Source organism: Streptomyces sp. NPDC059456, assembly GCF_042750055.1.
GTDB lineage: Bacteria > Actinomycetota > Actinomycetes > Streptomycetales > Streptomycetaceae > Streptomyces.
This window is the reverse complement of the sequence record NZ_JBHYVA010000010.1, coordinates 1-22888: the sequence shown is the minus strand read 5'-3', so window position 1 is coordinate 22888 and position 22888 is coordinate 1. Positions and strand designations below refer to the sequence as shown.

The 22888-nt window shown below is 71.4% G+C and carries 23 protein-coding genes; 15 read left to right on the top strand and 8 right to left on the bottom strand.

The window, feature by feature from the left end; genetic code table 11:
- The first annotated feature begins 118 nt into the window (after nt 1–118).
- Nucleotides 119–1096 carry a glycosyltransferase family 2 protein gene (locus ACFXA3_RS02330; protein ID WP_385180709.1) on the top strand — a complete coding sequence of 326 codons (978 nt, stop codon included), beginning with the start codon at nt 119–121 and terminating at the stop codon, nt 1094–1096.
- Nucleotides 1096–2502 carry a polysialyltransferase family glycosyltransferase gene (locus ACFXA3_RS02325; protein ID WP_385180706.1) on the top strand — a complete coding sequence of 469 codons (1407 nt, stop codon included), beginning with the start codon at nt 1096–1098 and terminating at the stop codon, nt 2500–2502. The genes ACFXA3_RS02330 and ACFXA3_RS02325 overlap by 1 nt, the downstream gene beginning before the upstream one ends.
- A 19-nt stretch (nt 2503–2521) precedes the next feature.
- On the opposite strand, the gene leuE is transcribed toward ACFXA3_RS02325, so the two are convergent.
- Entirely contained in the window at nt 2522–3187 is a 666-nt protein-coding gene (gene leuE, locus ACFXA3_RS02320) for a leucine efflux protein LeuE (protein ID WP_385180703.1), read from the bottom strand.
- 43 nt (nt 3188–3230) lie between these two features.
- Complete coding sequence (locus ACFXA3_RS02315) at nt 3231–4811, bottom strand: methylmalonyl-CoA mutase (protein ID WP_385180701.1); 1581 nt, start codon at nt 4809–4811, stop codon at nt 3231–3233.
- A gap of 158 nt (nt 4812–4969) precedes the next feature.
- On the opposite strand from ACFXA3_RS02315, the gene ACFXA3_RS02310 reads away from it, so the two are divergent.
- On the top strand, nt 4970–5881 hold the full coding sequence (locus ACFXA3_RS02310; protein WP_385180698.1) for a peptidoglycan-binding protein: 912 nt from the start codon (nt 4970–4972) through the stop codon (nt 5879–5881).
- A 303-nt stretch (nt 5882–6184) separates the two neighbouring features.
- On the opposite strand, the gene ACFXA3_RS02305 is transcribed toward ACFXA3_RS02310, so the two are convergent.
- Together ACFXA3_RS02305 and ACFXA3_RS02300 are read right to left on the bottom strand one after the other, a co-directional pair.
- Nucleotides 6185–7222 (bottom strand): hypothetical protein, encoded by a 1038-nt coding sequence (locus tag ACFXA3_RS02305; RefSeq protein ID WP_385180696.1) that lies wholly within the window; start codon nt 7220–7222, stop codon nt 6185–6187.
- Nucleotides 7222–7965 (bottom strand): RNA polymerase sigma factor, encoded by a 744-nt coding sequence (locus ACFXA3_RS02300; protein WP_385180738.1) that lies wholly within the window; start codon nt 7963–7965, stop codon nt 7222–7224. Before ACFXA3_RS02300 ends, ACFXA3_RS02305 begins: the two co-directional genes overlap by 1 nt.
- Before the next feature lie 343 nt (nt 7966–8308).
- On the opposite strand from ACFXA3_RS02300, the gene ACFXA3_RS02295 reads away from it, so the two are divergent.
- The 7 genes from ACFXA3_RS02295 to ACFXA3_RS02265 all read left to right on the top strand — a co-directional run bounded on the left by ACFXA3_RS02295 (nt 8309) and on the right by ACFXA3_RS02265 (nt 13581).
- A complete protein-coding gene (locus tag ACFXA3_RS02295; RefSeq protein ID WP_385180693.1) occupies nt 8309–8968 on the top strand; it encodes a 2-oxo-4-hydroxy-4-carboxy-5-ureidoimidazoline decarboxylase in 660 nt (219 codons plus the stop codon).
- A gap of 152 nt (nt 8969–9120) precedes the next feature.
- The gene (gene sdhC, locus ACFXA3_RS02290; protein ID WP_082410218.1) at nt 9121–9501 is read left to right on the top strand and encodes a succinate dehydrogenase, cytochrome b556 subunit; all 381 of its coding nucleotides are present in this window, start codon (nt 9121–9123) and stop codon (nt 9499–9501) included.
- A gap of 5 nt (nt 9502–9506) precedes the next feature.
- On the top strand, nt 9507–9989 hold the full coding sequence (locus ACFXA3_RS02285; RefSeq protein ID WP_385180691.1) for a succinate dehydrogenase hydrophobic membrane anchor subunit: 483 nt from the start codon (nt 9507–9509) through the stop codon (nt 9987–9989).
- Between the two features lie 22 nt (nt 9990–10011).
- A complete protein-coding gene (gene sdhA, locus ACFXA3_RS02280; RefSeq protein WP_385180690.1) occupies nt 10012–11766 on the top strand; it encodes a succinate dehydrogenase flavoprotein subunit in 1755 nt (584 codons plus the stop codon).
- Nucleotides 11766–12524, top strand: coding sequence for a succinate dehydrogenase iron-sulfur subunit (locus ACFXA3_RS02275; RefSeq protein WP_385180687.1), 759 nt, complete (start codon nt 11766–11768; stop codon nt 12522–12524). The genes sdhA and ACFXA3_RS02275 overlap by 1 nt, the downstream gene beginning before the upstream one ends.
- 154 nt (nt 12525–12678) lie before the next feature.
- Nucleotides 12679–12828, top strand: a complete 150-nt coding sequence (locus ACFXA3_RS02270; protein WP_385180685.1) for a hypothetical protein — start codon at nt 12679–12681, stop codon at nt 12826–12828.
- A gap of 111 nt (nt 12829–12939) precedes the next feature.
- Nucleotides 12940–13581, top strand: coding sequence for a hypothetical protein (locus tag ACFXA3_RS02265; protein ID WP_385180683.1), 642 nt, complete (start codon nt 12940–12942; stop codon nt 13579–13581).
- Nucleotides 13582–13615: 34 nt separating this feature from the next.
- Here ACFXA3_RS02265 and ACFXA3_RS02260 read toward each other — a convergent pair whose 3' ends face one another.
- The gene (locus ACFXA3_RS02260) at nt 13616–14227 is read right to left on the bottom strand and encodes a CAP domain-containing protein (RefSeq protein ID WP_385180680.1); all 612 of its coding nucleotides are present in this window, start codon (nt 14225–14227) and stop codon (nt 13616–13618) included.
- Nucleotides 14228–14497: 270 nt separating this feature from the next.
- On the opposite strand from ACFXA3_RS02260, the gene ACFXA3_RS02255 reads away from it, so the two are divergent.
- The 4 genes from ACFXA3_RS02255 (at nt 14498) to ACFXA3_RS02240 (ending at nt 18202) form a co-directional block, all read left to right on the top strand.
- On the top strand, nt 14498–16405 hold the full coding sequence (locus ACFXA3_RS02255) for a bifunctional metallophosphatase/5'-nucleotidase (RefSeq protein WP_385180735.1): 1908 nt from the start codon (nt 14498–14500) through the stop codon (nt 16403–16405).
- Nucleotides 16406–16496: 91 nt separating this feature from the next.
- On the top strand, nt 16497–16901 hold the full coding sequence (locus ACFXA3_RS02250) for a hypothetical protein (RefSeq protein WP_385180732.1): 405 nt from the start codon (nt 16497–16499) through the stop codon (nt 16899–16901).
- A gap of 3 nt (nt 16902–16904) precedes the next feature.
- Entirely contained in the window at nt 16905–17354 is a 450-nt protein-coding gene (locus ACFXA3_RS02245) for a thiol-disulfide oxidoreductase DCC family protein (RefSeq protein ID WP_385180677.1), read from the top strand.
- 11 nt (nt 17355–17365) lie between these two features.
- The gene (locus ACFXA3_RS02240) at nt 17366–18202 is read left to right on the top strand and encodes a TetR family transcriptional regulator (protein WP_385180675.1); all 837 of its coding nucleotides are present in this window, start codon (nt 17366–17368) and stop codon (nt 18200–18202) included.
- Between the two features lie 4 nt (nt 18203–18206).
- Here ACFXA3_RS02240 and ACFXA3_RS02235 read toward each other — a convergent pair whose 3' ends face one another.
- The 3 genes from ACFXA3_RS02235 to ACFXA3_RS02225 all read right to left on the bottom strand — a co-directional run bounded on the left by ACFXA3_RS02235 (nt 18207) and on the right by ACFXA3_RS02225 (nt 21443).
- Nucleotides 18207–19766 carry an ABC transporter substrate-binding protein gene (locus ACFXA3_RS02235; protein WP_385180672.1) on the bottom strand — a complete coding sequence of 520 codons (1560 nt, stop codon included), beginning with the start codon at nt 19764–19766 and terminating at the stop codon, nt 18207–18209.
- Nucleotides 19767–19899: 133 nt separating this feature from the next.
- Entirely contained in the window at nt 19900–21180 is a 1281-nt protein-coding gene (locus ACFXA3_RS02230; RefSeq protein ID WP_385180669.1) for a metallophosphoesterase, read from the bottom strand.
- Nucleotides 21177–21443 carry an SCO4848 family membrane protein gene (locus ACFXA3_RS02225; RefSeq protein WP_385180666.1) on the bottom strand — a complete coding sequence of 89 codons (267 nt, stop codon included), beginning with the start codon at nt 21441–21443 and terminating at the stop codon, nt 21177–21179. Before ACFXA3_RS02225 ends, ACFXA3_RS02230 begins: the two co-directional genes overlap by 4 nt.
- 121 nt (nt 21444–21564) lie before the next feature.
- Between ACFXA3_RS02225 and ACFXA3_RS02220 the strand changes: the two genes are divergently transcribed.
- Complete coding sequence (locus ACFXA3_RS02220; protein ID WP_385180663.1) at nt 21565–22845, top strand: D-alanyl-D-alanine carboxypeptidase family protein; 1281 nt, start codon at nt 21565–21567, stop codon at nt 22843–22845.
- The last annotated feature ends 43 nt before the right edge of the window (nt 22846–22888 follow it).

Sequence of the window (22888 nt, the reverse complement as noted above, 5' to 3'; positions counted from 1 at the left end):
TAACAACCCGTCGACTTCATGCGAAACCGCACCGGTTAACGCGCCCGCCCTGCGTCGTTCACATGGAATCCGCACACGGGCCATGGTGAATGCCGGACGGCGCCTTAATGTCTCGCGGGTGCCCAAGCTCTCTGTTGTCGTGCCGTTCTACAACGTGCAGACATACGCACCGGATGCCCTGAAAAGCCTCGAACTCAACGCCCGGGACGATTTCGAGTTCCTGCTCGTCGACGACCGCTCGACGGACGGGACGCCCGAACTCCTGGAACGGGCGGCGCGCGAGCTGCCGGGGGCGGTGCTCCTGCGGCACGAACACAACGGCGGCCTGGCCACCGCCCGGAACACCGGTCTGGACGCGGCCCGGGGCGAGTACCTCGCCTTCCTGGACGGCGACGACTGGCTGGCGCCCGGGCACCTCGCCCGCACCCTGGCCACCATAGAGGCTCTGAGCTGCGATTTCGTCCGCAACGACCATGTCCAGGTGACGGGCCGGAGCCGCAGCGTGCAGCGCGTCCCCTACGGTCCGCAGCTGGTCGTCGGCGATCCGCGCGCCGGGATCCTGCCCGCCTCCCGGGCGACCTCGGTCGACTACCCGTACGCCTGGGCCGGCATGTACCACCGGCGGCTGCTGGACCGCGGGCTGCTGCACTTCACCGACGGGCTGCGGACGGCGGAGGACCGGCCGTGGATCTGGCGGCTGCACCGGGAGGCCCGCTCGTTCGCGGCGATCGGGCAGCCCGGAATCTTCTACCGGCGCGGTGTTTCGACCTCGTTGACGCAGATCAAGGACGAGCGCCAGCTCGATTTCGTCAAGGCATTCGACCAGGTTCTGGCGGATACGGCCGAGGATCCCGATCGCGATCTTCTCCTGCCGAAAGCCGTACGAACATATTGTGCAATTATCGCGCACCATATCGGGTCCATCGAAAGGTTCGAACCGGCCGTGGCCAAGAAACTCCGTTCGATGAGCACGGCCGCACTCGGACGCATGCCCCAGGACGTCCTGGACCATGTCCTGAACTCGATGGACGCGGACCGCTCCGGCCGGCTGCGCCGGCTGCGCCGCCGCCCGGCCCGGACGGGAGCCGCTGTCTGATGGCCGCTCAGGGCACCGCGTGCACCCAGATCTTCCTGGCCTCCACCCTCTACGGCATGGCCACGCTCGCCGCCGGCATCGACGCGGGCAGCTTCCCACCGGCCGGCCGCCGCATCCTGCTCACCAGCAACCACTCCCTCACCGCCGAGGTCTCCCCCGGCCTCCCCGACATGCCGGGCTTCGCCGCACTGCGCACCCGCTTCGACGAGGTGCTCGACTGGAACGCCGCCATCGCCCCGCAGCACCCGAGCGCCTGGGCGCCCCGCCCCGAGGACGTCCCCCTGTGGGAACGGCAGCTGCGGGCCGTGTGGGGACTGGGCGAGGACCGCGTCGAGCTCATCGTGGAGTCGATCCAGGTCCCGCCCGCCCGGACCCTGTGCACGCTCTTCCCCGGCGCCGCCGTCGACGTCTACGCCGACGGGCTGATGAGCTACGGGCCCACCCGCTTCCGCCTCGACCCGCAGCTCGGCATGCGCGTGCGCCGCGTCCTGCACCTGGACCTGGTGCCGGGACTGGAACCGCTGCTGCTCACCGAGTTCGACGTACGGCCGGAGCTCGTCCCGGCCCCGGAGTTCCTGAAGGTCCTCGCCGAACTGCCCTCGTACGGACCGGGGCCGGCCGGCGCCGGCGAGGCCTCCGGCGCGGACGCGGCGGGCCGGGCGGGCACCGGCGAGGCGCCCGCGCTGCTGCTGGGTCAGTACCTCTCCGCCCTGGACCTCCTCTCCCCGCGGGAGGAGGAGGAGCTGCACGTGGAGATGGTCCGCGGCGCGCACGCCCTCGGCCATCGCGAACTCGTCTTCAAACCCCACCCCAGCGCCCCCGCCGCGTACTCCCGCCGCGCCGAGGCCGAGGCCGAGCGGCTCGGCGCCCGCCTCACCGTCGTGACCGCCCCGGTGCTCGCCGAGACCCTCTACCAGCGGCTTCGCCCCGCCCTGGTCGTCGGCTGCTTCTCCACCGGGCTGCTGACCGCCGCCACCCTGTACGGGCTGCCGGTCGCACGCACCGGGACCGAGGCCGTACTGGCCCGCCTCACCCCGTACCAGAACAGCAACCGGATCCCGCTGACGCTGGTCGACGCGCTGCTCCCCGCCCTCGCGGACGCCCGGGCCGTCGCCCGCTGGAGCCCGCCCGGCCCCGAGGAGGTCCGGGGCGCGCTGACCGGGCTGCTCACCGCGGTCGGCTTCACCATGCAGCCGCAGGTCCTGGCACCGCGCCGCGCGGAGGCCGAGCGGTATCTGGCCGCGCGTCCGGACGACCGGACCCGGCGCTACTTCACACGGCGCCGGCTGACCACGCTCGGGCTGCCCGGCGGCATCCCGGCGCAGCTGTCCTTCCTGCCGGCGAGCCCGGCCGTGCGCCGGGTGGTCCGCCGGCTGCGCCGGCTGCGGGCGGCCCGGACCGGGTGAGCACGGGCGCGCGCGGCCCTCAGCCGACGGCGAGCTTGGCGGCGAAGCCGAGGAAGAGGACGCCCGCGGCCGAGGTGGCCCCGGCCGAGAGCCGCTTGCGGCGGCGGAAGGCGGCGGACAGCCGGGTTCCGCTGAGGATCAGCACGGTCAGGTAGAGGAAGCTGCCGAGCTGGAGCAGCGTGCCCAGCAGGAGGAACGAGAGCGCCGGGTAGGCGTACGAGGGGTCCACGAACTGAACGAAGAAGGAGACGAGGAACAGGATCGCCTTGGGGTTGAACAGGCTGATCAGCAGCGCCCGCCGGTACGGCTTCTCCCCCTCGCCGCCGTCCGCGTCCGGCACGCCGGCCTCGACGTGCTCGGTCCGCCCGGTCCGCTCGGTCCGCGAGCGCCACAGCGCCCACGCCCCGCGCATCATGCCGACGGCGAGCCAGGTCAGGTACCCGGCGCCGAGCAGCTTGACGATGCCGAAGGCCACCGGGCTGGTCTGGAGCAGCGCCCCCGCCCCGGCGGCGGCGAGCGCCATCAGCACGGCGTCGCCGGTGAACACCCCGGCGGCGGCCTTGTACCCGGTCCGCACGCCGCGACGGGCCGCGACGGAGAGCACGTACAGCGAGTTCGGCCCCGGCAGCAAAATGATCAGTATGAGCCCGACGAGGTAGGTCGGCAGATCGGTGACACCCAGCATGAGCAGGAGTGTCCCATAGGGTTGCTCCTGACGTGGCTGGATTTCACCATGTGGAATCGGCTGGTTCATACGTGCCCCAGACCTCCCGCAGGGCGTTGCAGACCTCGCCCACCGTGGCCCGGGCGCGCAGGGCCTCCTTCATGGGGTGGAGGACGTTCGCGGTCCCGGCCGCGGCCCCGCGCAGCGCGTCCAGCGCGCTCGCCACCGCCCCGTTGTCGCGGTCCGCGCGCAGGGCGGCCAGCGCCTCCCGCTGGCGCTGCTCGATCTCCGGGTCGACGCGCAGCGGCTCGTACCGCTCCTCCTGCTCCAGCGCGAAGCGGTTGACCCCGACCACCACCCGCTCGCCGTCGTCGGTCTCCCGCGCGATGCGGTACGCGTTCCGCTCGATCTCCCCCTTCTGGAAGCCCGCCTCGATGGCGGCCACCGCCCCGCCCAGGTCCTCGACCCGTCGCATCAGCGCGAGCGCCGCCTCCTCGACGTCGTCCGTCATCCGCTCGACCGCGTAGGAGCCCGCGAAGGGGTCGACGGTGTGCGGCACGTCCGTCTCGTACGCCAGCACCTGCTGGGTCCGCAGCGCCAGCCGTGCCGATTTCTCCGTCGGCAGGGCGATCGCCTCGTCGAAGGAGTTGGTGTGCAGGGACTGCGTGCCGCCCAGGACCGCCCCGAGCGCCTGCACGGCCACCCGGACGAGGTTCAGCTCCGGCTGCTGCGCCGTCAGCTGGACCCCGGCGGTCTGGGTGTGGAAGCGGAGCATCAGCGACTTCGGGTTCCGCGCCCCGAACTCCTCCCGCATGACCCGGGCCCAGATCCTCCGCGCGGCCCGGAACTTCGCGACCTCCTCCAGCAGGGTGGTGCGGGCGACGAAGAAGAAGGAGAGCCGCGGTGCGAACTCGTCGACCTCCATCCCGGCGGCCAGTGCCGTCCGTACGTACGCGATGCCGTCCGCCAGCGTGAAGGCGATCTCCTGCGCGGGCGAGGCCCCGGCCTCGGCCATGTGGTAGCCGGAGATGGAGATGGTGTTCCAGCGGGGGATCTCGGCCTTGCAGTACCGGAAGGTGTCGGCGGTCAGCCGCAGCGAGGGACCGGGCGGGAAGATGTAGGTGCCCCGCGCGATGTACTCCTTGAGCACGTCGTTCTGCACGGTCCCGGTCAGCTGCCCGCCGTCGATCCCGTGCTCCTCGGCGACCAGCTGGTACATGAGGAGCAGCAGCGCCGCGGGCGCGTTGATGGTCATGGACGTGGAGACCCGGTCGAGCGGGATCCCGTCGAACAGCACCCGCATGTCCTCGACGGAGTCGATCGCGACGCCGACCTTGCCGACCTCCCCGTGCGCGAGCGGCGCGTCGGAGTCGTGGCCCATCTGCGTGGGCAGGTCGAAGGCGACCGACAGCCCGGTGCCGCCGCCCGCGATGAGCTGCCGGTACCGGTCGTTGGACTCGGCCGCGGTCCCGAACCCGGCGTACTGCCGCATGGTCCACGGCTTGCCGGTGTACATGGTCGGGTAGACCCCGCGCGTGTACGGATACGCCCCTGGTTCTCCCAGTTTGCCCCGGGGATCCCACCCCGTCAGATCCCCCGGCCCGTAGACGGGTTCGATCGGAATCCCGCTCTCGGTACTCGCCATGCGACCACGCCCTCCATCGAGCAAACGGCCCCGGGGCCGGCACGTCCGCCCCGCGACGGCTGCGGACGTTCCCTGACGGCCGCTGGTCACAATGGCGCAACATCCCCGGATCGTCTGCAACTCTCCACGCCCGCCAGGCATCACCTAGGTAACACGACATGGAAATCGGGGGACTGCGCATGCACCGCCAGAGAGTAATAATCCGCACGCTCGGGGTGGCCACCGCCGTCGCGCTCGCCGCGACCGCCTGCGGGCCCCAGAAGACGCAGCCGGCCGGCTCCGCCTCTTCGGTTCCGTCCGCGTCCGCGGCGGGTTCCACCCCCGAGAGCTCCCCGTCGACGGACAACAAGCCCGCCGACGCCTCGCCCTCGCCCTCGTCCTCGCCCTCGCAGTCCGCCCCGGAGTCGGCCTCGCCGCCCGCGTCGCCCTCCCCGGCCGTCAAGGCGGTCATGGCGAACGGCGACGAGAGCGAGCAGGTGCGCGAGCTCCAGGCGCGCCTGAAGCAGCTCAAGTACATGACGGTCGCGCCGACCGGTTTCTACGGCTCGAAGACCACCGCCGCGGTCAAGTCCTTCCAGGAGAAGAACGCTCTGACGGCTTCCGGCTCGGTCGACGAGGCCACCTGGAAGAAGATCCAGGGCCTCAGCAAGAAGCCCACCGCCGACGAGCTGCGTCCGCCGACCGTCAACGAGGTCGCCGCGCCGGACCCGCGCTGCATGACCGGCCGCGTCATGTGCATCAGCAAGGAGAGCCGCACGCTCGCCTGGATGATCGACGGCAAGGTCGTCTCCACGATGGACGTCCGCTTCGGCTCCGAGAACACTCCGACCCGTGAGGGCCAGTTCAAGGTGGAGTGGAAGGCCAAGGACTGGACGTCGACGATCTACCACACGCCGATGCCGTACGCGATGTTCTTCAGCCAGGGCCAGGCGGTGCACTACTCCGCCGACTTCGCGGCCCGCGGCTACGCCGGCGCCTCGCACGGCTGCGTGAACGTCCGGGACAAGGGCAAGCTCGCGTCGCTGTTCGAGCAGGTCCAGGTCGGCGACAAGGTCGTCGTCTACTGGTGACCGCGGGGGCCCGGCGATTCCGGAGGTTTCCGGTAGCTCCGGCGATCCAGGGATCCGGGCGTCCGGGGGATCCGGTCCGGGAAGTAAAGGGCGCGGGCAGGGCCGGGGGAACGAACCCCGCCCGCGCCGGGTGCGCAGAGCCCAGGGGTACGGGGGGAACCCCGGCTCGTGCGCGGCCGATGACCAGTCGGCTCGTTATGTACTGCGCCGCAGGTTCGAAAAGTGTTACAGGCTGTTCGTGCAGCGGCCGGGAGCGCGCGCACGGAGCGCGCACGGACCACCCGAACGATGGCCGCCGGTGCGTCAGTGCGCCGGCCGGCCGGCGGGCAGGGACACCGTCGGGCTCGCCGGGAGCAGCGTCGGCGCCTTGAGTACGTCGCCCCCGTCGTCCGAGGTCCGCGGGGCGCCCGGGGTGGCGCCCCGGGGCGGCGGCCCGTCGAGCAGCGCCTCGCAGTAGTGCGGGATGCGCGACAGCCCCTGCGCCAGCTTCGAGAGCCGGGTGCGGCGGTCGGAGGTCATGTGCCCCGACCGGTAGGCCTCGCACAGGTTCACCGCCCGCAGCCGGGTCTGCTTGTCGGCGTCCTTCAGCGACGACGCCCCGCCCATCTGGGCGTCCTTGCCGTCCTTCTCGTCCTTGCCGCCCGCGGCGTCCGGGTCCGCGGAGCCGCCGGACGCGTCCACGCCGGTTCCCGTTCCGTTTCCGAACCCCTGGACGGCGCCCGTGCCCGCGCCCTGTGTCTGCCCGCCGCCCGGGGTGGGCGCGGTGCCGTCGGTGCTGCGGAGCGGTTCGGGCCGCAGCTCCGGTCCGGGCGTCGGGCCCGTGGTGTCGCCGGCCGGCGTCGGGCTCACGTCGGCGCTGAGGGACACCGCCGGTACGGGGCCGGCCGTGTCGTGCGTGTCCCGGTCCAGCAGGCCGGCTCCGGCGGCGACCGCCAGGCCGCCGACGGCGACCCCGGCCAGCGCGGCGACCAGCCCGAACCGCAGGGGGCGGGTGCGCCGGGGCGCGGGGACGGGGACGCTGAGCGGAATGATCCGGCCAAGTTCCACGAGGGGGGCGGTGTCGGATCCGGCGGGTGCGGGCACAGCGCCCGTCCCGGGCATCTCGGACGCCCCGGGTGCGGTGGCGCCCGCGCGGGCCGCGCGGAAGGCGGCCACCGCGGCGGCCTCGCCGGGCAGTTCCGCACCGGCGGGCTCCTGCGGCCCGGCCAGCATGTCGAGGGCGGCCCGGAGCCGGGCTTCCGCCGCGTGGGCACGGGGGTCGGCGCCAGGTACGGCCTGGCCCCCGCGCAGCACTCGTTCCGCCGCCGCCCGGTCCAGCCACCTGTTGCGCTCGTCGGCCATCACATGTCCTTCTGCGTCCGCCAACGTGAATGCGTCACACCGGTTTTCTCCACGAGGCCACCGCCCCGGCCGCGCTGAGCGGGCACGGCGTCGAGATCCCTCCCGCCCCCGCCGTCCCGTGCCGGGCCACCGGCATTATGGCCGACCGGCCCGGCCGCGTCCGCGACCGGATCGGAGTCCGGCGCGAAGCCGCCCTCCGCGCAGAGCAGCTCGGCCAGTTTCTTCAGGCCCCGATGGGCTGCGGTGCGTACCGCTCCGGGCCGCTTGCCCAGGGTCTCGGCGGCGGTCTTGGCGTCGAGACCGACGACGACGCGGAGCACCACGGCCTCGGCCTGGTCCTGCGGAAGCTGGGCGATCAGCGCCATGGTCCGGCCGGTCGACAGGGCCTCCATCGCCTCGCCGGCGGTGTCGCTGTCGGCGGCGCGGCCCGTCAGCTCGGTCTCGTCGCCGCCGATGGCGGGGCGGCGTCCGCGCATGCGGATGTGGTCGAGGGCCCGGTTGCGGCCGATCCTGGCGGCCCAGCCGCGGAAGCGGTCGGCGTCACCGGTGAAGGAGCCGAGGTCGCGGGCGATCTGCAGCCAGGCCTCGGAGGTCACGTCTTCGGCGTCGGCGTCGCCGACGAGCGTGCGTACGTAACCGAGCAGGCGCGGGTGCACGGCGCGGTACACAGCACGGAACCCGCTCTCGTCGCCGCCCTGTGCCGCGAGCACCGCGGCGGTCAGCTCCGCGTCGTCCCCCAGCAAAGTCCCCAACCCGTTCACTGTCCTGTACGTGTGGCGCAAATCAGCACGTTACGGCTTTCAAGTACCTTCGTCCACGAGTTGTACGGGGAGCAACCAATCGTGCGCGAAGCGGGGTGTGACACAAAACGCACCCGTGGCGCTGACAAAAATACGGGCTTGTCGCACGAGCCCGTATCGGACGGCGACCGGGGCCTCTCCTGTGGGGGGTGGCGGCCTCGGTCGTCTTCCTCCTCCCCCTTCCGGTCCGCCGCGCCCCTCGCGCCGCTGCGGCCGTCATCCTTTCGGCTCACTTCCGGGTGAAAACCTCGGATGGGTACGACACACCCGGCCCGGCGTCGCTAGCGTGGCGGTACACCCGCGCCACGCCCCGAGGAGCCCCCCGCTGTCCAGCCACCTTCCGGCACAGGCCCATGGGGGCACCTCCCCGGGGGCACCTCCCGGACCGGGTCTGGGGGAGGGGCCCGGCGGGTCCTGCGATCCCTCCCACGGCTGCGGACTGGCGCGGTTCAACGTCCTCTCCGCCGAAGCCGCCGAGGCCGTCCTGCTGCACTGCTGCGGGAGCCGGCGCTGGGCGCAGCGGGTGGCCACCCACCGGCCGTACCCGGACCCGGGCGCGCTGCTGGCCGCCGCCGACGAGGCCTCGTACGACCTCTCCCAGGCGGACCTGAGCGAGGCGCTGGCCTCCGAGTTCCCGGTGGAGCTGGACCACGGGGCGCCGTACGCCGCGCTCCTGGCGCTGGACGCCGCCCATGCGGAGTACGAGCGCAAGTTCGGCCACGCCTTCGTGATCTGTCTGGACGGGCACCCCCCGGACGAGCAGGCGGACCAGCTGCTGGCCGCGATCCGGCGCCGGATGGAGCTGGAGGCGGACGAGGAGCGGTCGATCTCGGCGGACGAGCTGCGCCGGCTCGCCCAGGTGCGGCTCGCCGACCTGACACATTGGCTGACCTCGCCGGACGGTGCGTCTGCCGTCGATTCCGGGCTATTCGCCCCTGTGGGATAGTCCGTCCGTGCCTGTTTGATCACACCGCTGGACCCGGCGCGAGGGAACCGACAAAGCGTCGCTACGATGTCCGGGGCCGGAGGACCGTACCCGGCCGGGCCCGACCGACAAAGAAGCCGGCTGGCCCCCGCCCCGCTTCCGGAGGGTTTTCCGTGCCGGCTGGAACGTTGTACCGCGGCCGGGAAGGAATGTGGTCCTGGGTGGCTCATCGAGTCACCGGCGTCCTCATCTTCTTCTTCCTGTTCGTACACGTCCTCGACACCGCTCTCGTCCGCGTCTCCCCCGAGGCGTACGACGATGTCGTGGCTACCTACAAGACTCCGATCGTCGCGCTGATGGAGTACGGCCTCGTGGCCGCCATTCTGTTCCACGCGCTCAACGGTCTCCGTGTGATCGCCGTGGACTTCTGGTCCAAGGGCCCCCGTCTCCAGAAGCAGATGCTCTGGGGCGTGATGATCATCTGGATCATCCTGATGGGTGGGGCCCTGTACCCCGTCCTCGGCCACGCAGCTGCTGAACTGTTCGGGAAGTGACACGCATGTCTTCTGACACTTCTTCCGCCCAGGCCATCGGTGACGTGGAGGGCGTGAGCCTCTACGACGTCGACAACCCGGCGCCGTACATCGAGGCCCCGCGCAAGCGCACGGGCAAGACGCCGCGCTCGACCCGCGGCAACTTCGAGATGGCCGCCTGGCTCTTCATGCGCCTCTCGGGCATCGTCCTCGTCGTCCTCGTGATCGGACACCTCGTCATCCAGCTGGTGCTGGACGGCGGCGTCTCCAAGGTCGGCTTCGCCTTCGTGGCCGGCCGCTGGGCCTCCCCGTTCTGGCAGGTCTGGGACCTGCTGATGCTGTGGCTCGCCATGCTGCACGGCACCAACGGCCTGCGTACCGTCATCAACGACTACGCGGAGCGCGCCAACACGCGGCTGTGGCTGAAGGGCCTGCTCTACACCGCCACGGTGTTCACCATCCTTCTGGGCACGCTGGTGATCTTCACCTTCGACCCGAACATCCGCTAGGCAACGGGGCTGAGGCGAAACAATGAAGATCCACAAGTACGACACCGTCATCGTCGGCGCAGGTGGCGCCGGCATGCGCGCCGCCATCGAGTCGACGAAGCGCAGCCGCACCGCGGTGCTGACGAAGCTCTACCCCACCCGCTCCCACACGGGCGCCGCGCAGGGCGGCATGGCCGCCGCGCTGGCGAACGTGGAGGAGGACAACTGGGAGTGGCACACCTTCGACACGGTCAAGGGCGGTGACTACCTGGTCGACCAGGACGCCGCCGAGATCCTGGCGAAGGAGGCCATCGACGCGGTCCTCGACCTGGAGAAGATGGGCCTGCCGTTCAACCGCACCCCGGACGGCACGATCGACCAGCGCCGCTTCGGCGGTCACTCGCGCAACCACGGCGAGGCCCCGGTGCGCCGGTCCTGCTACGCCGCGGACCGCACGGGCCACATGATCCTCCAGACGCTGTACCAGAACTGCGTCAAGGAGGGCGTGGAGTTCTTCAACGAGTTCTACGTCCTGGACCAGCTGATCGTCGAGGAAGACGGCGTCAAGAAGTCGGCCGGTGTGGTCGCGTACGAGCTCGCCACCGGCGAGATCCACGTGTTCCAGGCCAAGGCCGTCATCTACGCCTCCGGCGGCACCGGCAAGTTCTTCAAGGTGACCTCCAACGCGCACACCCTGACGGGTGACGGCCAGGCGGCCTGCTACCGCCGCGGCCTGCCGCTGGAGGACATGGAGTTCTTCCAGTTCCACCCGACGGGCATCTGGCGCATGGGCATCCTGCTGACGGAGGGCGCCCGTGGTGAGGGCGGCATCCTCCGCAACAAGGACGGCGAGCGCTTCATGGAGAAGTACGCGCCGGTCATGAAGGACCTCGCGTCCCGTGACGTCGTCTCGCGCTCCATCTACACCGAGATCCGCGAGGGCCGCGGCTGCGGTCCGGCCGGTGACCACGTGTACCTGGACCTGACGCACCTGCCGCCGGAGCAGCTCGACGCGAAGCTCCCGGACATCACCGAGTTCGCGCGCACCTACCTGGGCATCGAGCCGTACACGGACCCGATCCCGATCCAGCCCACCGCGCACTACGCCATGGGCGGCATCCCGACGAACGTCGAGGGTGAGGTCCTGGCGGACAACACCACCGTCGTCCCGGGCCTGTACGCGGCCGGCGAGGTCGCCTGCGTCTCCGTGCACGGCGCCAACCGTCTCGGCACGAACTCGCTGCTGGACATCAACGTCTTCGGCAAGCGTTCCGGCATCGCCGCGGCCAAGTACTCGCAGGAGAACGACTACGTCGAGCTCCCCGAGAACCCGGCGCAGCAGGTCATCGACCTCGTCGAGCACCTGCGCAACTCCACGGGCAAGGAGCGGGTCGCCGACCTGCGCCTGGAGCTCCAGGAGACGATGGACGCCTGCGTGATGGTGTTCCGTACGGAGCAGACCATCAAGACCGCGGTCGAGAAGATCGCGGAGCTGCGGGCGCGCTACAAGAACGTGTCCGTCCAGGACAAGGGCAAGCGCTTCAACACGGACCTGCTGGAGGCCATCGAGCTGGGCAACCTGCTCGACCTGGCCGAGGTCATGGCCGTGTCCGCGCTGGCGCGCAAGGAGTCCCGCGGCGGTCACTACCGCGAGGACTACCCGAACCGCGACGACGTCAACTTCATGCGCCACACCATGGCGTACCGCGAGGTCGGAGCCGATGGCTCGGACTCGGTCCGGCTCGACTACAAGCCGGTCGTGACGACCCGCTACCAGCCGATGGAGCGTAAGTACTGATGGCTACCCCCACCCTCGAAAAGATGGAAGAGGCGGCTGCGGCCTCCCCGTACATCACGGTCACGTTCCGGATCCGCCGCTACAACCCCGAGATCTCGGACGAGTCGCAGTGGCAGGACTTCCAGGTCGAGATCGACCCGAAGGAGCGCGTGCTCGACGGTCTCCACAAGATCAAGTGGGAGCTCGACGGCACGCTGACCTTCCGCCGGTCGTGCGCGCACGGCATCTGCGGCTCCGACGCGATGCGGATCAACGGCAAGAACAGGCTCGCCTGCAAGACGCTGATCAAGGACATCAACCCGGAGAAGCCGATCACCGTCGAGGCCATCAAGGGCCTCACCGTGATGAAGGACCTCGTGGTCGACATGGAGCCCTTCTTCCAGGCGTACCGCGACGTCATGCCGTTCCTGGTCACCAAGGGCAACGAGCCGACGCGTGAGCGCCTGCAGTCCGCCGAGGACCGCGAGCGCTTCGACGACACCACCAAGTGCATCCTGTGCGCCGCGTGCACGTCCTCGTGCCCGGTGTTCTGGAACGACGGCCAGTACTTCGGCCCGGCGGCGATCGTCAACGCCCACCGCTTCATCTTCGACTCGCGTGACGAGGCCGGCGAGCAGCGGCTGGAGATCCTGAACGACAAGGACGGCGTGTGGCGCTGCCGCACGACCTTCAACTGCACCGACGCGTGCCCCCGCGGCATCGAGGTCACGAAGGCGATCCAGGAAGTCAAGCGCGCCCTGATCACGCGCCGCTTCTGACCTGGCGTTCCGCTTTCGGACGAGGGCCCCGCACCCCGGTTCAGCACCGGGGGGCGGGGCCCTCGCCCGTTCGGGTGATCACGCGCCCTCCGGCCGCGGGGCCCGGTCCCGTCCTACGATGATGCTCTCGACAGCGGCCCACGGGAGGCACGTGATGTCCGCAGCACCCGCTGAGCAGCCCCACGGCGAACCGGAGCCCGAGCGCACGCTCCTCGAAGAGGCCAACGTGCTCATGGAGCGGCTCCCCGGCTACCGGGCCCCGGTGAGCTGGTCGCCCTCCCCGAGTCGATCGGCGCCAAGGTGACCCTGGACGTGACCGCGGTCCTCACCGCCGCGCGGCGCAACCCCGAGCCCGAAGAGGGCGACCTCTCCTGACCGGGTACGGGGCGGGTGCGGCTGTGGAAAGATCGAGCGTATGAGCGAGCAGCAGCCGAATCCGCACTCAGGTGACAACGGGGCCCCGGGGGGCCCGGGTTACGGGTACCCGCAGGGATATCCGGCGACTCCGGGCACCCCCGGCTACGGGTACCCGGCCACCCCGCCCGCGCCCGGGTACGGGTATCCGGCCGCCCCGCCCGCGCCCGGGTACGGGTATCCGGCCACGCCGCCCGCGCCCGGGTACGGGTATCCGGCCACGCCGCCGGCCCCCGGGTACCAGCCGACCGTCGGCGGCGCCGGGATTCCGGCCCCCGGGTTCGCCCCGCAGGGCGGCAGCGGGTCCGGGCTGGCCCTCGGGGACATCACCATCGCCGGGGACCAGATCATCACCCCTGCGGGCCCGATGCCGCTCAAGGGCGCGATGTGGAACGCGACGGACTTCTCGCGCACCGAGACGAAGATCCCGGCGCACGCGGTCGTGCTCGCGATCGTCTTCTTCCTGTTCTGCCTGCTCGGCCTGCTCTTCCTCCTCATGAAGGAGAAGACCACCACCGGCTACATCCAGGTGACGGTCACCAGCGGCGGCCGCCACCACTCCACGATGATCCCGGCGGTCGACGCGAGCACCTTCCCCTGGGTGATGAACCAGATCAACTACGCCCGCTCCCTGAGCATCTGACGGGGCGTCACCGAACCGGTGGCCCGGGCGCCGGTCACTGCTGGCAGCGGCCGAACGTCACCACGTAGGTACCGGCCTGGCTCGCGCCGGCTCCGGCGCGGTCGGCCGCTCCCGGCTGGGCCCAGGCGCCGATCTCCTTCAGCGTGGGGTCGAGGACGATCTGGCGGTGGCCGTACGTGCTGACGTTCACCCACCAGTTGACCGCCGCCTTCGGGGTGCCCGAGCCTCCCCATCCCGTGTACGTGATCTCGGCGACCGCCCATGACCGGGGGTTCGGGCAGTAGCCGGCGGCCTTGATGCGGCTCTGCGGCGTCGAGCCGGTCTGCGGGTTGCGGTGCGAGTCCTTGCCCGGTCCCCACCACTTCAGCTGCACGGCGGCGGCGGAGTGCTGCTGTGCCGCCGTCGTCAGGGCCTGGTTGACGGTGAGGGCCGGCAGGCCCCGCTGCGTGCGCTGGGCGTTGATCAGGCAGATCAGCGCCGTACGTGCGGCGGTGTCGTTGCTGCTGGTCGGGGCTCGGGCCGAGGCGGCGGCGTCACAGGTGACGGCTGCCGCCGGCGCCGCCGTGACCGGTACGAGTGCGGTCGACAGGGCCGCGGTCACGGCGAGGCCCAGTGCGGTTCGGGTGAGCGAGGCGTGCCTGTTCAAGGAGTCCACCTCCAGCGGTGGCGGCGCCGGGCAGCGGGCGCACCGGCACGTGGCCCGGCCCGGGCACTACGGCTTCCCCCTCTTCTCCTCCAGGCTGCCACCCGGCCCGCCGGGCCGCCATCCAGGCGCGGGCGGGCGGACCGGCGGGCGGCATGGCGCGTCGACACCAGGCGCGGCCCACGGGACCATTCCCCCGTGACGAGGCTCTGCACGACCACGGATCCGGACCGGAGTTCACCTCACCTCGGACGGCGGGCGTTCCTCACCGCGATGGGAACCGCCGCAGCCACCTTCGCCACCGGCGTCCCCGCCCACGCCACCGACCACGCGCGGGACGCCGCCTCGGCCGTCGAGTACGTGGACGTCCAACTCCTCAGCATCACCGATCTGCACGGCTACCTCCAGGCCGCCCCCGGCGGCAGCGCCACCATCACCGGCAACGGCGGCCGGACCTACACCGTCGGCGGCGTCGCCTACATGGCCACCCACCTCGCCGCCCTCCGCGCCGGCCGCACCAACTCGCTGTTCTTCAGTTCCGGAGACGCCTTCTCGGGCTGGGAGTTCGACGCCGCCGCCTTCGCCGACGAGCCCACCATCGAGGCCCTGAACCGCATGGGCCTCGACTTCGCGACGGCCGGGAACCACGAGTTCGACAAGTCTCCGGCCTGGCTGCAACGGCACATGGAGCAGGGCGTCCCGTTCCCCGTCGAGGGCCGCGACGCCACCTTCACCGACTCCTCCGGCTCCCGCTTCCACGGCTCCGACTTCCGCTACTACAGCGCCAACGTCGTCCGGTCCGCCGACCGGAGCACCGTCCTGCCCCCGTACAGCATCGAGAAGGTCCGCACCGCGGCCGGCCAGGAGCTCCAGATCGGCTTCATCCACCTCACGGCCCTCGGGACCGAGCTCTTCCCCGGCTCCTACCAGCCCGGCCTGGCCACCCTGGACGAGGTCGCCACCGCCGACCGGTACGCGGCCCTGCTCAAGGCCCAAGGGGTGGGCGCGATCGTCCTCAGCATGCACGACGGGGCGGTCGCGGGCGCCGACTTCAACAGCGGCACCGACCCCTCCGGCCCCGCCCTCGACCTGGCGCTGCGGGTCTCCCCCGACATCGACGCCATCGTCACCGGCCACTGGCACACCCGGTTCAACATGATGCTCCCGGACCCGGACGGCGTCCCCCGCCCCTTCGTGGAGGCCGGCTGCCACGGCCAGCTCGTCAACGAGATCAGCCTCCGCCTCGATCCCGTCACCGGGAAGGTGATCCGCGAGCTGACCGTCTCCACCAACCACCCCAACACCCGTGACGTCTCCCCCGATCCGGACCTCAAGGCGGTCGTCGACCACTGGGCGGGCCAGGCGGCGGCGCGCGATGCGAGCCGGATCGGCACCCAGACCGGCTCGTTCCTGCGCACGCGCAACACCGCGGGCGAGAGCACCATGGGCGACCTCGTCGCCGACTGGGCGCTGTGGGCGGGCCGCCGCCCCACCGATCCCGAGAACGACGCCAACATCCACCCCAACGTCCCCGCCCAGCTGGCCGTGGTGGCCGCGGCCCCGCGGGTCGGCCAGGCCGTCATCGCGGGCGACCTCGTGCGCGACGCGGCGTCGGGCGGCGCGATCACTTTCGGCCACGCCTGGAGGGCCGTCGGCTTCGGCGACCCGATCGTGAGCGCGACGGTGACCGGGCAGCAGGTCCACGACGCCCTGGAGCAGCAGTGGACGACCACGGCCGGCGGCGAGCTGCTGTTCGCGCCGCTCGCCGTCTCCGCGAACGTCCGCTACACCTTCGACACCCTGGGCGGGGTGGGCGACCGGGTGGACCCGGCGGACGTGTTCATCGACGGCGCACCGCTCAGCCTCACCGGCACCTACCGCCTCGCGTCCCCCTCGTACACCTTCCTGGCGAACGACGGGTACGGGGCGCTGAGCGGCTTCGAGGCCCCGTACCGCCACCAGCGCGACTTCGAGAGCTTCGTCGCGTACGTCCGCGAGAGGGCGACGCTGACTCCGGCCCCGCTGAACCGCGTCACCGCCGCGAACACGACCCGCCACGGCGCGGACGTCGGCGCCGTCCTGGAGCCGAGCCCGCTCCTCGCGGCCGACGGCACCCCGGTGCCGCGTGCCGAGTCGGCGATCGTCTCGGCGGACCGCGAGGGCACCCGGCCGCCGTGCTGACCGCGGGCGGCACAAACGCTTGAACCTGTTCAAAAATGGGTCTACAGTCAGTCCTGCCAACGAGTTGAACACGTTCAAGGGGGGCGAGGGCATGGACCTCACCGTCGTCGCATACGTCATCTACCTGTTCATCAGCATCGGCCTGACCATCTGGGTGGCCCGTACGCTCAGCCGCAACGGCCGGGTCTTCATCGCCGACGTCCTGCACGGCAACGAGAAGCTCGCGGACGCGGTGAACCACCTCCTGGTGGTCGGCTTCTACCTCGTCAACATCGGGTTCGTGACCCTGTACCTGCGCTCGGACGACGCGATCGGCTCGGCGCGCGAACTCTTCGAGGCCCTGTCGGTCAAGCTCGGCGTCGTCCTGCTGGTCCTCGGCGTCATGCACCTCGGGAACGTGTGGGTGCTGAACAAGATGCGCCGCCGCGGGATCATGGAGCGCCAGCAGACCCCGCCGGTCGCCCCGAACGCCTGGACCGCCCCGGCCGGGGCCTGACCGATGGCGGCGCACACCCCGGCCACCCGGTACCTGACCGTCCTGTACGACGCCGACTGCCCGCTCTGCGTCCACATCCGGCACTGGCTCCTCGGCCGGCGCCAGCTGGTCCCGCTCCGGCTGCTGCCGGCCGGGTCCCGTCAGGCACGGGAGCGCTACCCGCGGCTCGACCACGCGGCGACGCTCCGCGAGATCACCGTCATCGGGGACACGGGGCAGGTGTGGCGCGGTACCGACGCCTTCATCGTGTGCCTGTGGGCGCTGGAGGAGCACCGGCCGAAGGCCAACTGGCTCGCCACCCCGGCGGGCCGGCCCTTCGCCCGGGCCGCCATGTACACGGCCTCGGCATGGCGCCAGGCGGTACGGACCGAGGGCGGGCCGGAGGGCGGGCCGGAGGGTCAAGCGGACCCGGAGGCACCGGCCTGTGACGACCACTGCTCCGTACCCGGCTAGGCTCGTACACCGTGACTGATCAGAAGGCTCCCAAGAGCGAGCAGACCCGCACGCTCATCCTCGAAACCGCACTCCGTCTCTTCCAGGAGCGCGGTTTCGACAAGACGACCATGCGGGCCATCGCCAAGGAGGCAGGGGTCTCGGTCGGCAACGCCTACTACTACTTCGAGTCGAAGGAACACCTCGTTCAGGGGTTCTACGACCGGATCGGCGCCGCGCACCAGGCGGCGGTCCGGCCCATCCTGGACAGCGAGACCGATCTGCAGAAGCGGCTCGCGGGCGTGCTGACGAGCTGGCTCGACATCGCGGCTCCGTACCACGAGTTCGCCTCGCAGTTCTTCAAGAACGCGGCGGACCCGGAGAGCCCGCTCAGCCCCTTCTCCCCCGAATCGGAACCCGCCCGCAAGTCGGCGATCGACATGCACCGCGAGGTGCTGGCCGGCGCGAAGACGAAGGTCCCGGACGAACTGGCCGACGTACTGCCGGAGCTGATGTGGCTCTCGCAGATGGGGCTCGTCCTGTACTGGGTCTTCGACCGCTCTCCGAACAGCGAGAAGACGCGGCGGCTCGCGGAGCGCGGCGCGCAGCTGACGACGCGGGGCATCGTCCTGGCCCGGTTCCGGGTGCTGCGGCCGCTGGTGCGCGAGGTCCACGAGCTGTTCGCGGACTTCCTGCCGGGGATGGCGCAGACGGCGGTGTCGAAGAAGAAGCGGGCCTCCGATCCGGACGCCGACTTCGACCCGGGCTTCGACCCCGACGCCGAGGCCGACGCCGACTCCGCGTCCTCGTCCTCGTCCTCGTCCGGTACCGGTACCCGCAAGCGCCGCATCCGGCGCGCGGCGGACTGACCGGCTAGAGCCAGTCGAGCTCCCAGAGGCGCCAGACCCCGGTGCCGTCGGAGAGGTACTGGGCTCCGGAGACGGACTCGCGGTACATCACGTAGTCCTTCTTCTGCCAGATGGGCAGCAGCGGGATCTGCTGGGACACCAGCTTCTGGAGCTCCCGGAAGTCGGCGGAGGCCTGGGAGCGGTCCGAGAAGGACTGGGTGCGGGAGATGAGGCCGTCGACGGCCTTGTCGGAGAAGCCGTTGTTCATGCTGGAGTCGGCGCCGACGAGCGGGGCGAGGAAGTTGTCCGCGTCCGGGAAGTCGGCGATCCAGCCGATGGTGTAGGCGTCGAACTCGCCCGCCGCGTAGGCCTTCTGGAAGTCGGCCCACTGGTCGACGACCTTGACCTTGACCTGGAAGAGCCCGGTGGACTGGAGCTGCTTGGCGATCTCGTCGGCCTCGACGACGTTGGGGCCGCGCGTGTTCACGCCGAGGGTCAGGGAGACGGGGGCGGTGATCCCGGCGTCCTTGAGCAGCTTCTTGGCGGTGGCGCCGTTGGGCGAGGGGTACGCGTCGAAGAACGGCGTGCCGTGGGCGGCGACACCGGCCGGGACGAGGGAGTAGAGCGGGGTCACCGTGCCCTTGTGGACCTCGCCGGCCACCTTGGAGCGGTCGAGGACGGCGGCGATGGCCTGGCGTACGGCGAGCGGGGCCGTGGTGGAACCCTGGCGGACGTTGAAGACCATGCTGCGGGTCTCGGTGCCGCCCGACGCCTGGTACCGGGTGTCCTTCAGGCCCGGGTTGAGCCCCGCGAGCACCTCCGGCGGCATGTCGCGGTGGGCGACCTCGACCTGGTGGTCCTGCCAGGCCTGGTTGAGCTCGGCGGAGTCCTTGTAGTACCGGACGGTGACGGCCGTCTTGGCGGGCTTGGACTGGCCCAGGTAGGCCGCGTTGGGCTTGAGCTCGGCGCTCGCGCCGGCCTGGTACGCGCCGAGGGTGAAGGGGCCGCAGCCGTCGGCCTTGCCGTCCTGGCGCAGCGCCTTCGCCGGGTACTTCTCCTTGTCGACGATCGAGGCGGCGCCCGTCGCGATCTTGAAGGGGAAGGTGGCGTCGGGCGCGGAGAGTTCGAAGGTGACGCTGCGGCCCTCGGCCTTGACCGACTGGAGGGTGTTGAACAGGGGTGCCGGGCCCTGGTCGGAGTTGATCGCCTTGATCCGGTCGAAGGAGTGCTTGACGTCCTCGGCCGTCACGGCGCGCCCGTTCGCGAACTTCAGGTCGGGGCGCAGGTCGCACTGGTACGTGGTGAGCTTCTGGCCCACGAACTTGCAGGCGGAGGCCGCGTCCGGGACGGGGGTGTCGGATCCGGGCTTGATGGTCAGCAGCGACTGGTAGATGTTGCTGAACAGGGCCCAGGAGCCTGCGTCGTACGCCCCGGCGGGGTCGAGGGAGGAGACGACGTCGCTCGTCCCGACCCGCAGCGCGGTCCCGCTGCCGCGGCCCTCATCGGGCAGCAGCTGCCAGGCCCCGACACCGGCCACGCCGATCACCAGCCCCGCCGCGATGACCTTCGAGCGGACAGACTTCATCCTTGACCCCACCCCACCCATGCCATGGACATACCGTCAACCGGATCCCCATATCCGATTAACGGACATCCCATCATGGAAATTCGGCCCCGGGAAGGCCGAATCACGGCGGGTCGTTACCGGTTGCGCCCGGTCAGGACTGGTATGAGGCGAGTTCCACGACCGTGATGTCGGACGGTGCGCCGACCCGGACCGGCGGTCCCCAGGCGCCCGCGCCGCGCGAGACGTACAGCTGGGTGTCGCCGTAGCGTTCGAGGCCGGCGACCGTGGGGTTGGCGAGCTCGGCGAGGAGGTTTCCCGGCCAGAGCTGACCGCCGTGGGTGTGGCCGGAGAGCTGGAGGTCGACGCCGTTGCGGACGGCCTCGTGGATGACGACCGGCTGGTGGGCCATGAGTACGGCGGCGCGCGCCCGGTCCCGGTCGCCGAGCGCCGCCGCGAAGTCCGGACCGTGGCCCTCCGACTCGCCCTGGACGTCGTTGACCCCGGCGAGGTCGAAGTGCGGGAGGGCCCGGCGCGCGTTCTCCAGCGGGGTGAGGCCGAGTTCGCGGACGTGGTCGATCCACTGCCGGGCCCCCGAGAAGTACTCGTGGTTGCCGGTGACGAAGTACGAGCCGTGCCGCGCGCGGAGCAGCCGCAGGGGCTCGGCGGCGCTGCCCAGGTCGTGCACGCTGCCGTCGACGAGGTCGCCGACGATCGCGATGAGGTCGGGCTGGGTGCGGTTGACCGTCTCGACGATGCGGGTGGTGTGGGCGCGGCCCAGGATCGGGCCGAGGTGGATGTCGCTGACGACGGCGATCCGGAAACCGTGGGCGGCGCGGGGCAGTTTGGCCAGGGGCACCTGGACCCGCTTGACGCGCGGGCCGCGCAGGACCCCGTACGTCCCGTACCCGACGGTCCCGACCGCGGCCGCGGCGGCCGCGCCGCCGACGGCCCGCGCCACGAACCGCCGCCGGCTGACACCGTCGGGGGCGGGTTCGGGGGCGGGGGCGGGGCCGCCCGCCGGCGCGGCGGGGGCCGGCGTCGGTATCGGTGCGGCCGCCGTCGGTGCCGCCTCCACGAGGACCGGGGCCGGCTCCGCCGGGGCCCGCTCCGCCGGGGCCGTCCCGCGCAGCAGCAGGGCGCGCACCGGTTCGGCGACCAGCATGGCCAGCGACAGGTACAGGAGCACCGCGAGCCACATGTAACCCGGCCAGGCCACGGCCTGTTGAAGCAGGAAGGGGGCCCCGGCGCGGCCCGTGGTGAGGGCGGCCAGCGAGAGGAGCGGCAGTGCGAAGGCGAGGGCGGTGCCGGTCCGGCGGGCGGTGCCGCGCGGGCGCGTCGTATCGCGGACCAGCCGGATCCACAGCCAGCGGTGGACCAGGACGAGCAGCGCCAGGACCAGCAGCGCGATCACCGCGAAGAGCGCGACCTTCATGCGGACGAATCCGGACCGCGCCGTGATTCACGCCGCAGTGCGAGAACGCCGCGCAACCCGATCACACCAACGGCCGTCCCCAGGAGAAAGGACGCGATCGCCAGGAGAAGGTGGACCCAGAAGTAGGCCGTCGGCTCGCCCGCCGCGTCGAACGCCAGACCGCTGGCGTCCTTCCACAGGTTCCGGACGAAAGTTACCCAGATGAACCAGCTCCACACTCCGAAGGCGAGCAGGAACCAGGAGACGGAACGGCTGAGTTTCATGCCCCCAGTATCGGTTCGGTCCCCAGGACGGACGCGTCGGGGTGGGCTGTACCGGGGGTGGTTCGGCCACGTTGGCCGGTCCCGGACGGCAGACAGCCGATCGGGATGTACTTTCACCTGCGTGTCTGCCAAGAAGACCGCGCTGACGGTCCTTTCCGCCGGGCTGCTGGTTCCCGCGATGCTCGTGGTTCCCGCACATGCCGCGCCCACTCCGCTGCCGGACGGGAAGGGGCAGCCCGCCAACGCGGCCGCGCCGCCGGCCTCGATGTCCACCGTGGGCGGTGCCCTGCTCGGCAAGCCGGGGGTGCAGGTCAGTCCGCTGGCCGGCGCCCCCGCCCTGCCGACGACGCTGACGGGCCGTTCGTGGATCGTCGCCGACGCCGGGACCGGCGAGGTCCTCGCCGCGAACAACGCGCACTGGCGGCTGCCGCCGGCGTCCACCATGAAGATGCTGTTCGCCGACACGGTGCTGCCCACCCTCCCGAAGGACCAGGTGCACAAGGTCACCGACCAGGACATGGAGGGCGTCGGCCCGGGTTCCAGCCTGGTCGGGGTCAAGGAGGACCACGAGTACTCCGTCCACGACCTGTGGCTCGGGGTGTTCCTGCGGTCCGGGAACGACGCCGTGCACGTGCTCGCCGCCATGAACGGCGGCATCGACAAGACCGTCAAGGACATGCAGGCGCACGCCGAGGAACTCCAGGCCCTCGACACCCACGTCGTCTCCCCGGACGGGTACGACGCCCCGGAGCAGGTGTCGAGCGCGTACGACCTCACCCTCATCGCCCGCTCCGGCCTGCAGAAGCAGGACTTCCGGGAGTACTGCGGCACGGCGAGCGCGAAGTTCCCCGGGAAGCAGGAGCCCGGGAAGCCGCGCGAGTACTTCGAGATCCAGAACACCAACCGGCTGATGACGGGCGCGTCCGGCCTGTCCCCGTACAAGGGCATCGCCGGGGTGAAGAACGGCAACACCACCATGGCGGGCTCCACCTTCACCGGCGTGGCCCAGCAGGGCGACAAGAAGCTGCTGGTCACGGTGATGAACCCGAGTGCGGGCGGGCTGAACTCCGTCTACGAGGAGACCGCCAACCTCTTCGACTGGGGCTTCGCGGCGATCGGCAAGGTCAAGGCGGTGGGCGAGCTCGTCCCGCCGAAGAGCGCGGACACCTCCCCCTACGGCTCCCCCGCCCAGACCCACGAGCACAAGCCCTCGGCGGCCGGGGAGGAGCCGGGCGGCGGCATCGGCACCGCGCTCGGCGTCGCGGGCGGTGCGCTGGCCGTGATCGCGGGCGGGGCCTACGCCGTCAACCGCCGCTGGCCCCGCGGCCCCCCCGGCCCCCGCGCCCGCGGCCCCCCCCCCCAGGGCCTCGGCGCCGCCGGGGCGGGGGGGGGGGGGGGCTGACAAGAACCCCCGCGGGTGCACCGCGGCGCGGGGGGCCCCCCCC

Excerpts from the sequence above, each read along its gene's own strand:
- ACFXA3_RS02325 (WP_385180706.1), top strand. The coding sequence starts at position 1,096 with ATGGCCGCTCAGGGCACCGCGTGCACCCAGATCTTCCTGGCCTCCACC.
- leuE (WP_385180703.1), bottom strand. The coding sequence starts at position 3,187 with ATGCTGGGTGTCACCGATCTGCCGACCTACCTCGTCGGGCTCATACTG.
- ACFXA3_RS02315 (WP_385180701.1), bottom strand. The coding sequence starts at position 4,811 with ATGGCGAGTACCGAGAGCGGGATTCCGATCGAACCCGTCTACGGGCCG.
- ACFXA3_RS02310 (WP_385180698.1), top strand. The coding sequence starts at position 4,970 with ATGGAAATCGGGGGACTGCGCATGCACCGCCAGAGAGTAATAATCCGC.
- ACFXA3_RS02305 (WP_385180696.1), bottom strand. The coding sequence starts at position 7,222 with ATGGCCGACGAGCGCAACAGGTGGCTGGACCGGGCGGCGGCGGAACGA.
- ACFXA3_RS02285 (WP_385180691.1), top strand. The coding sequence starts at position 9,507 with ATGTCTTCTGACACTTCTTCCGCCCAGGCCATCGGTGACGTGGAGGGC.
- sdhA (WP_385180690.1), top strand. The coding sequence starts at position 10,012 with ATGAAGATCCACAAGTACGACACCGTCATCGTCGGCGCAGGTGGCGCC.
- ACFXA3_RS02275 (WP_385180687.1), top strand. The coding sequence starts at position 11,766 with ATGGCTACCCCCACCCTCGAAAAGATGGAAGAGGCGGCTGCGGCCTCC.
- ACFXA3_RS02270 (WP_385180685.1), top strand. The coding sequence starts at position 12,679 with ATGTCCGCAGCACCCGCTGAGCAGCCCCACGGCGAACCGGAGCCCGAG.
- ACFXA3_RS02265 (WP_385180683.1), top strand. The coding sequence starts at position 12,940 with ATGAGCGAGCAGCAGCCGAATCCGCACTCAGGTGACAACGGGGCCCCG.
- ACFXA3_RS02255 (WP_385180735.1), top strand. The coding sequence starts at position 14,498 with ATGGGAACCGCCGCAGCCACCTTCGCCACCGGCGTCCCCGCCCACGCC.
- ACFXA3_RS02250 (WP_385180732.1), top strand. The coding sequence starts at position 16,497 with ATGGACCTCACCGTCGTCGCATACGTCATCTACCTGTTCATCAGCATC.
- ACFXA3_RS02245 (WP_385180677.1), top strand. The coding sequence starts at position 16,905 with ATGGCGGCGCACACCCCGGCCACCCGGTACCTGACCGTCCTGTACGAC.
- ACFXA3_RS02235 (WP_385180672.1), bottom strand. The coding sequence starts at position 19,766 with ATGAAGTCTGTCCGCTCGAAGGTCATCGCGGCGGGGCTGGTGATCGGC.
- ACFXA3_RS02230 (WP_385180669.1), bottom strand. The coding sequence starts at position 21,180 with ATGAAGGTCGCGCTCTTCGCGGTGATCGCGCTGCTGGTCCTGGCGCTG.
- ACFXA3_RS02225 (WP_385180666.1), bottom strand. The coding sequence starts at position 21,443 with ATGAAACTCAGCCGTTCCGTCTCCTGGTTCCTGCTCGCCTTCGGAGTG.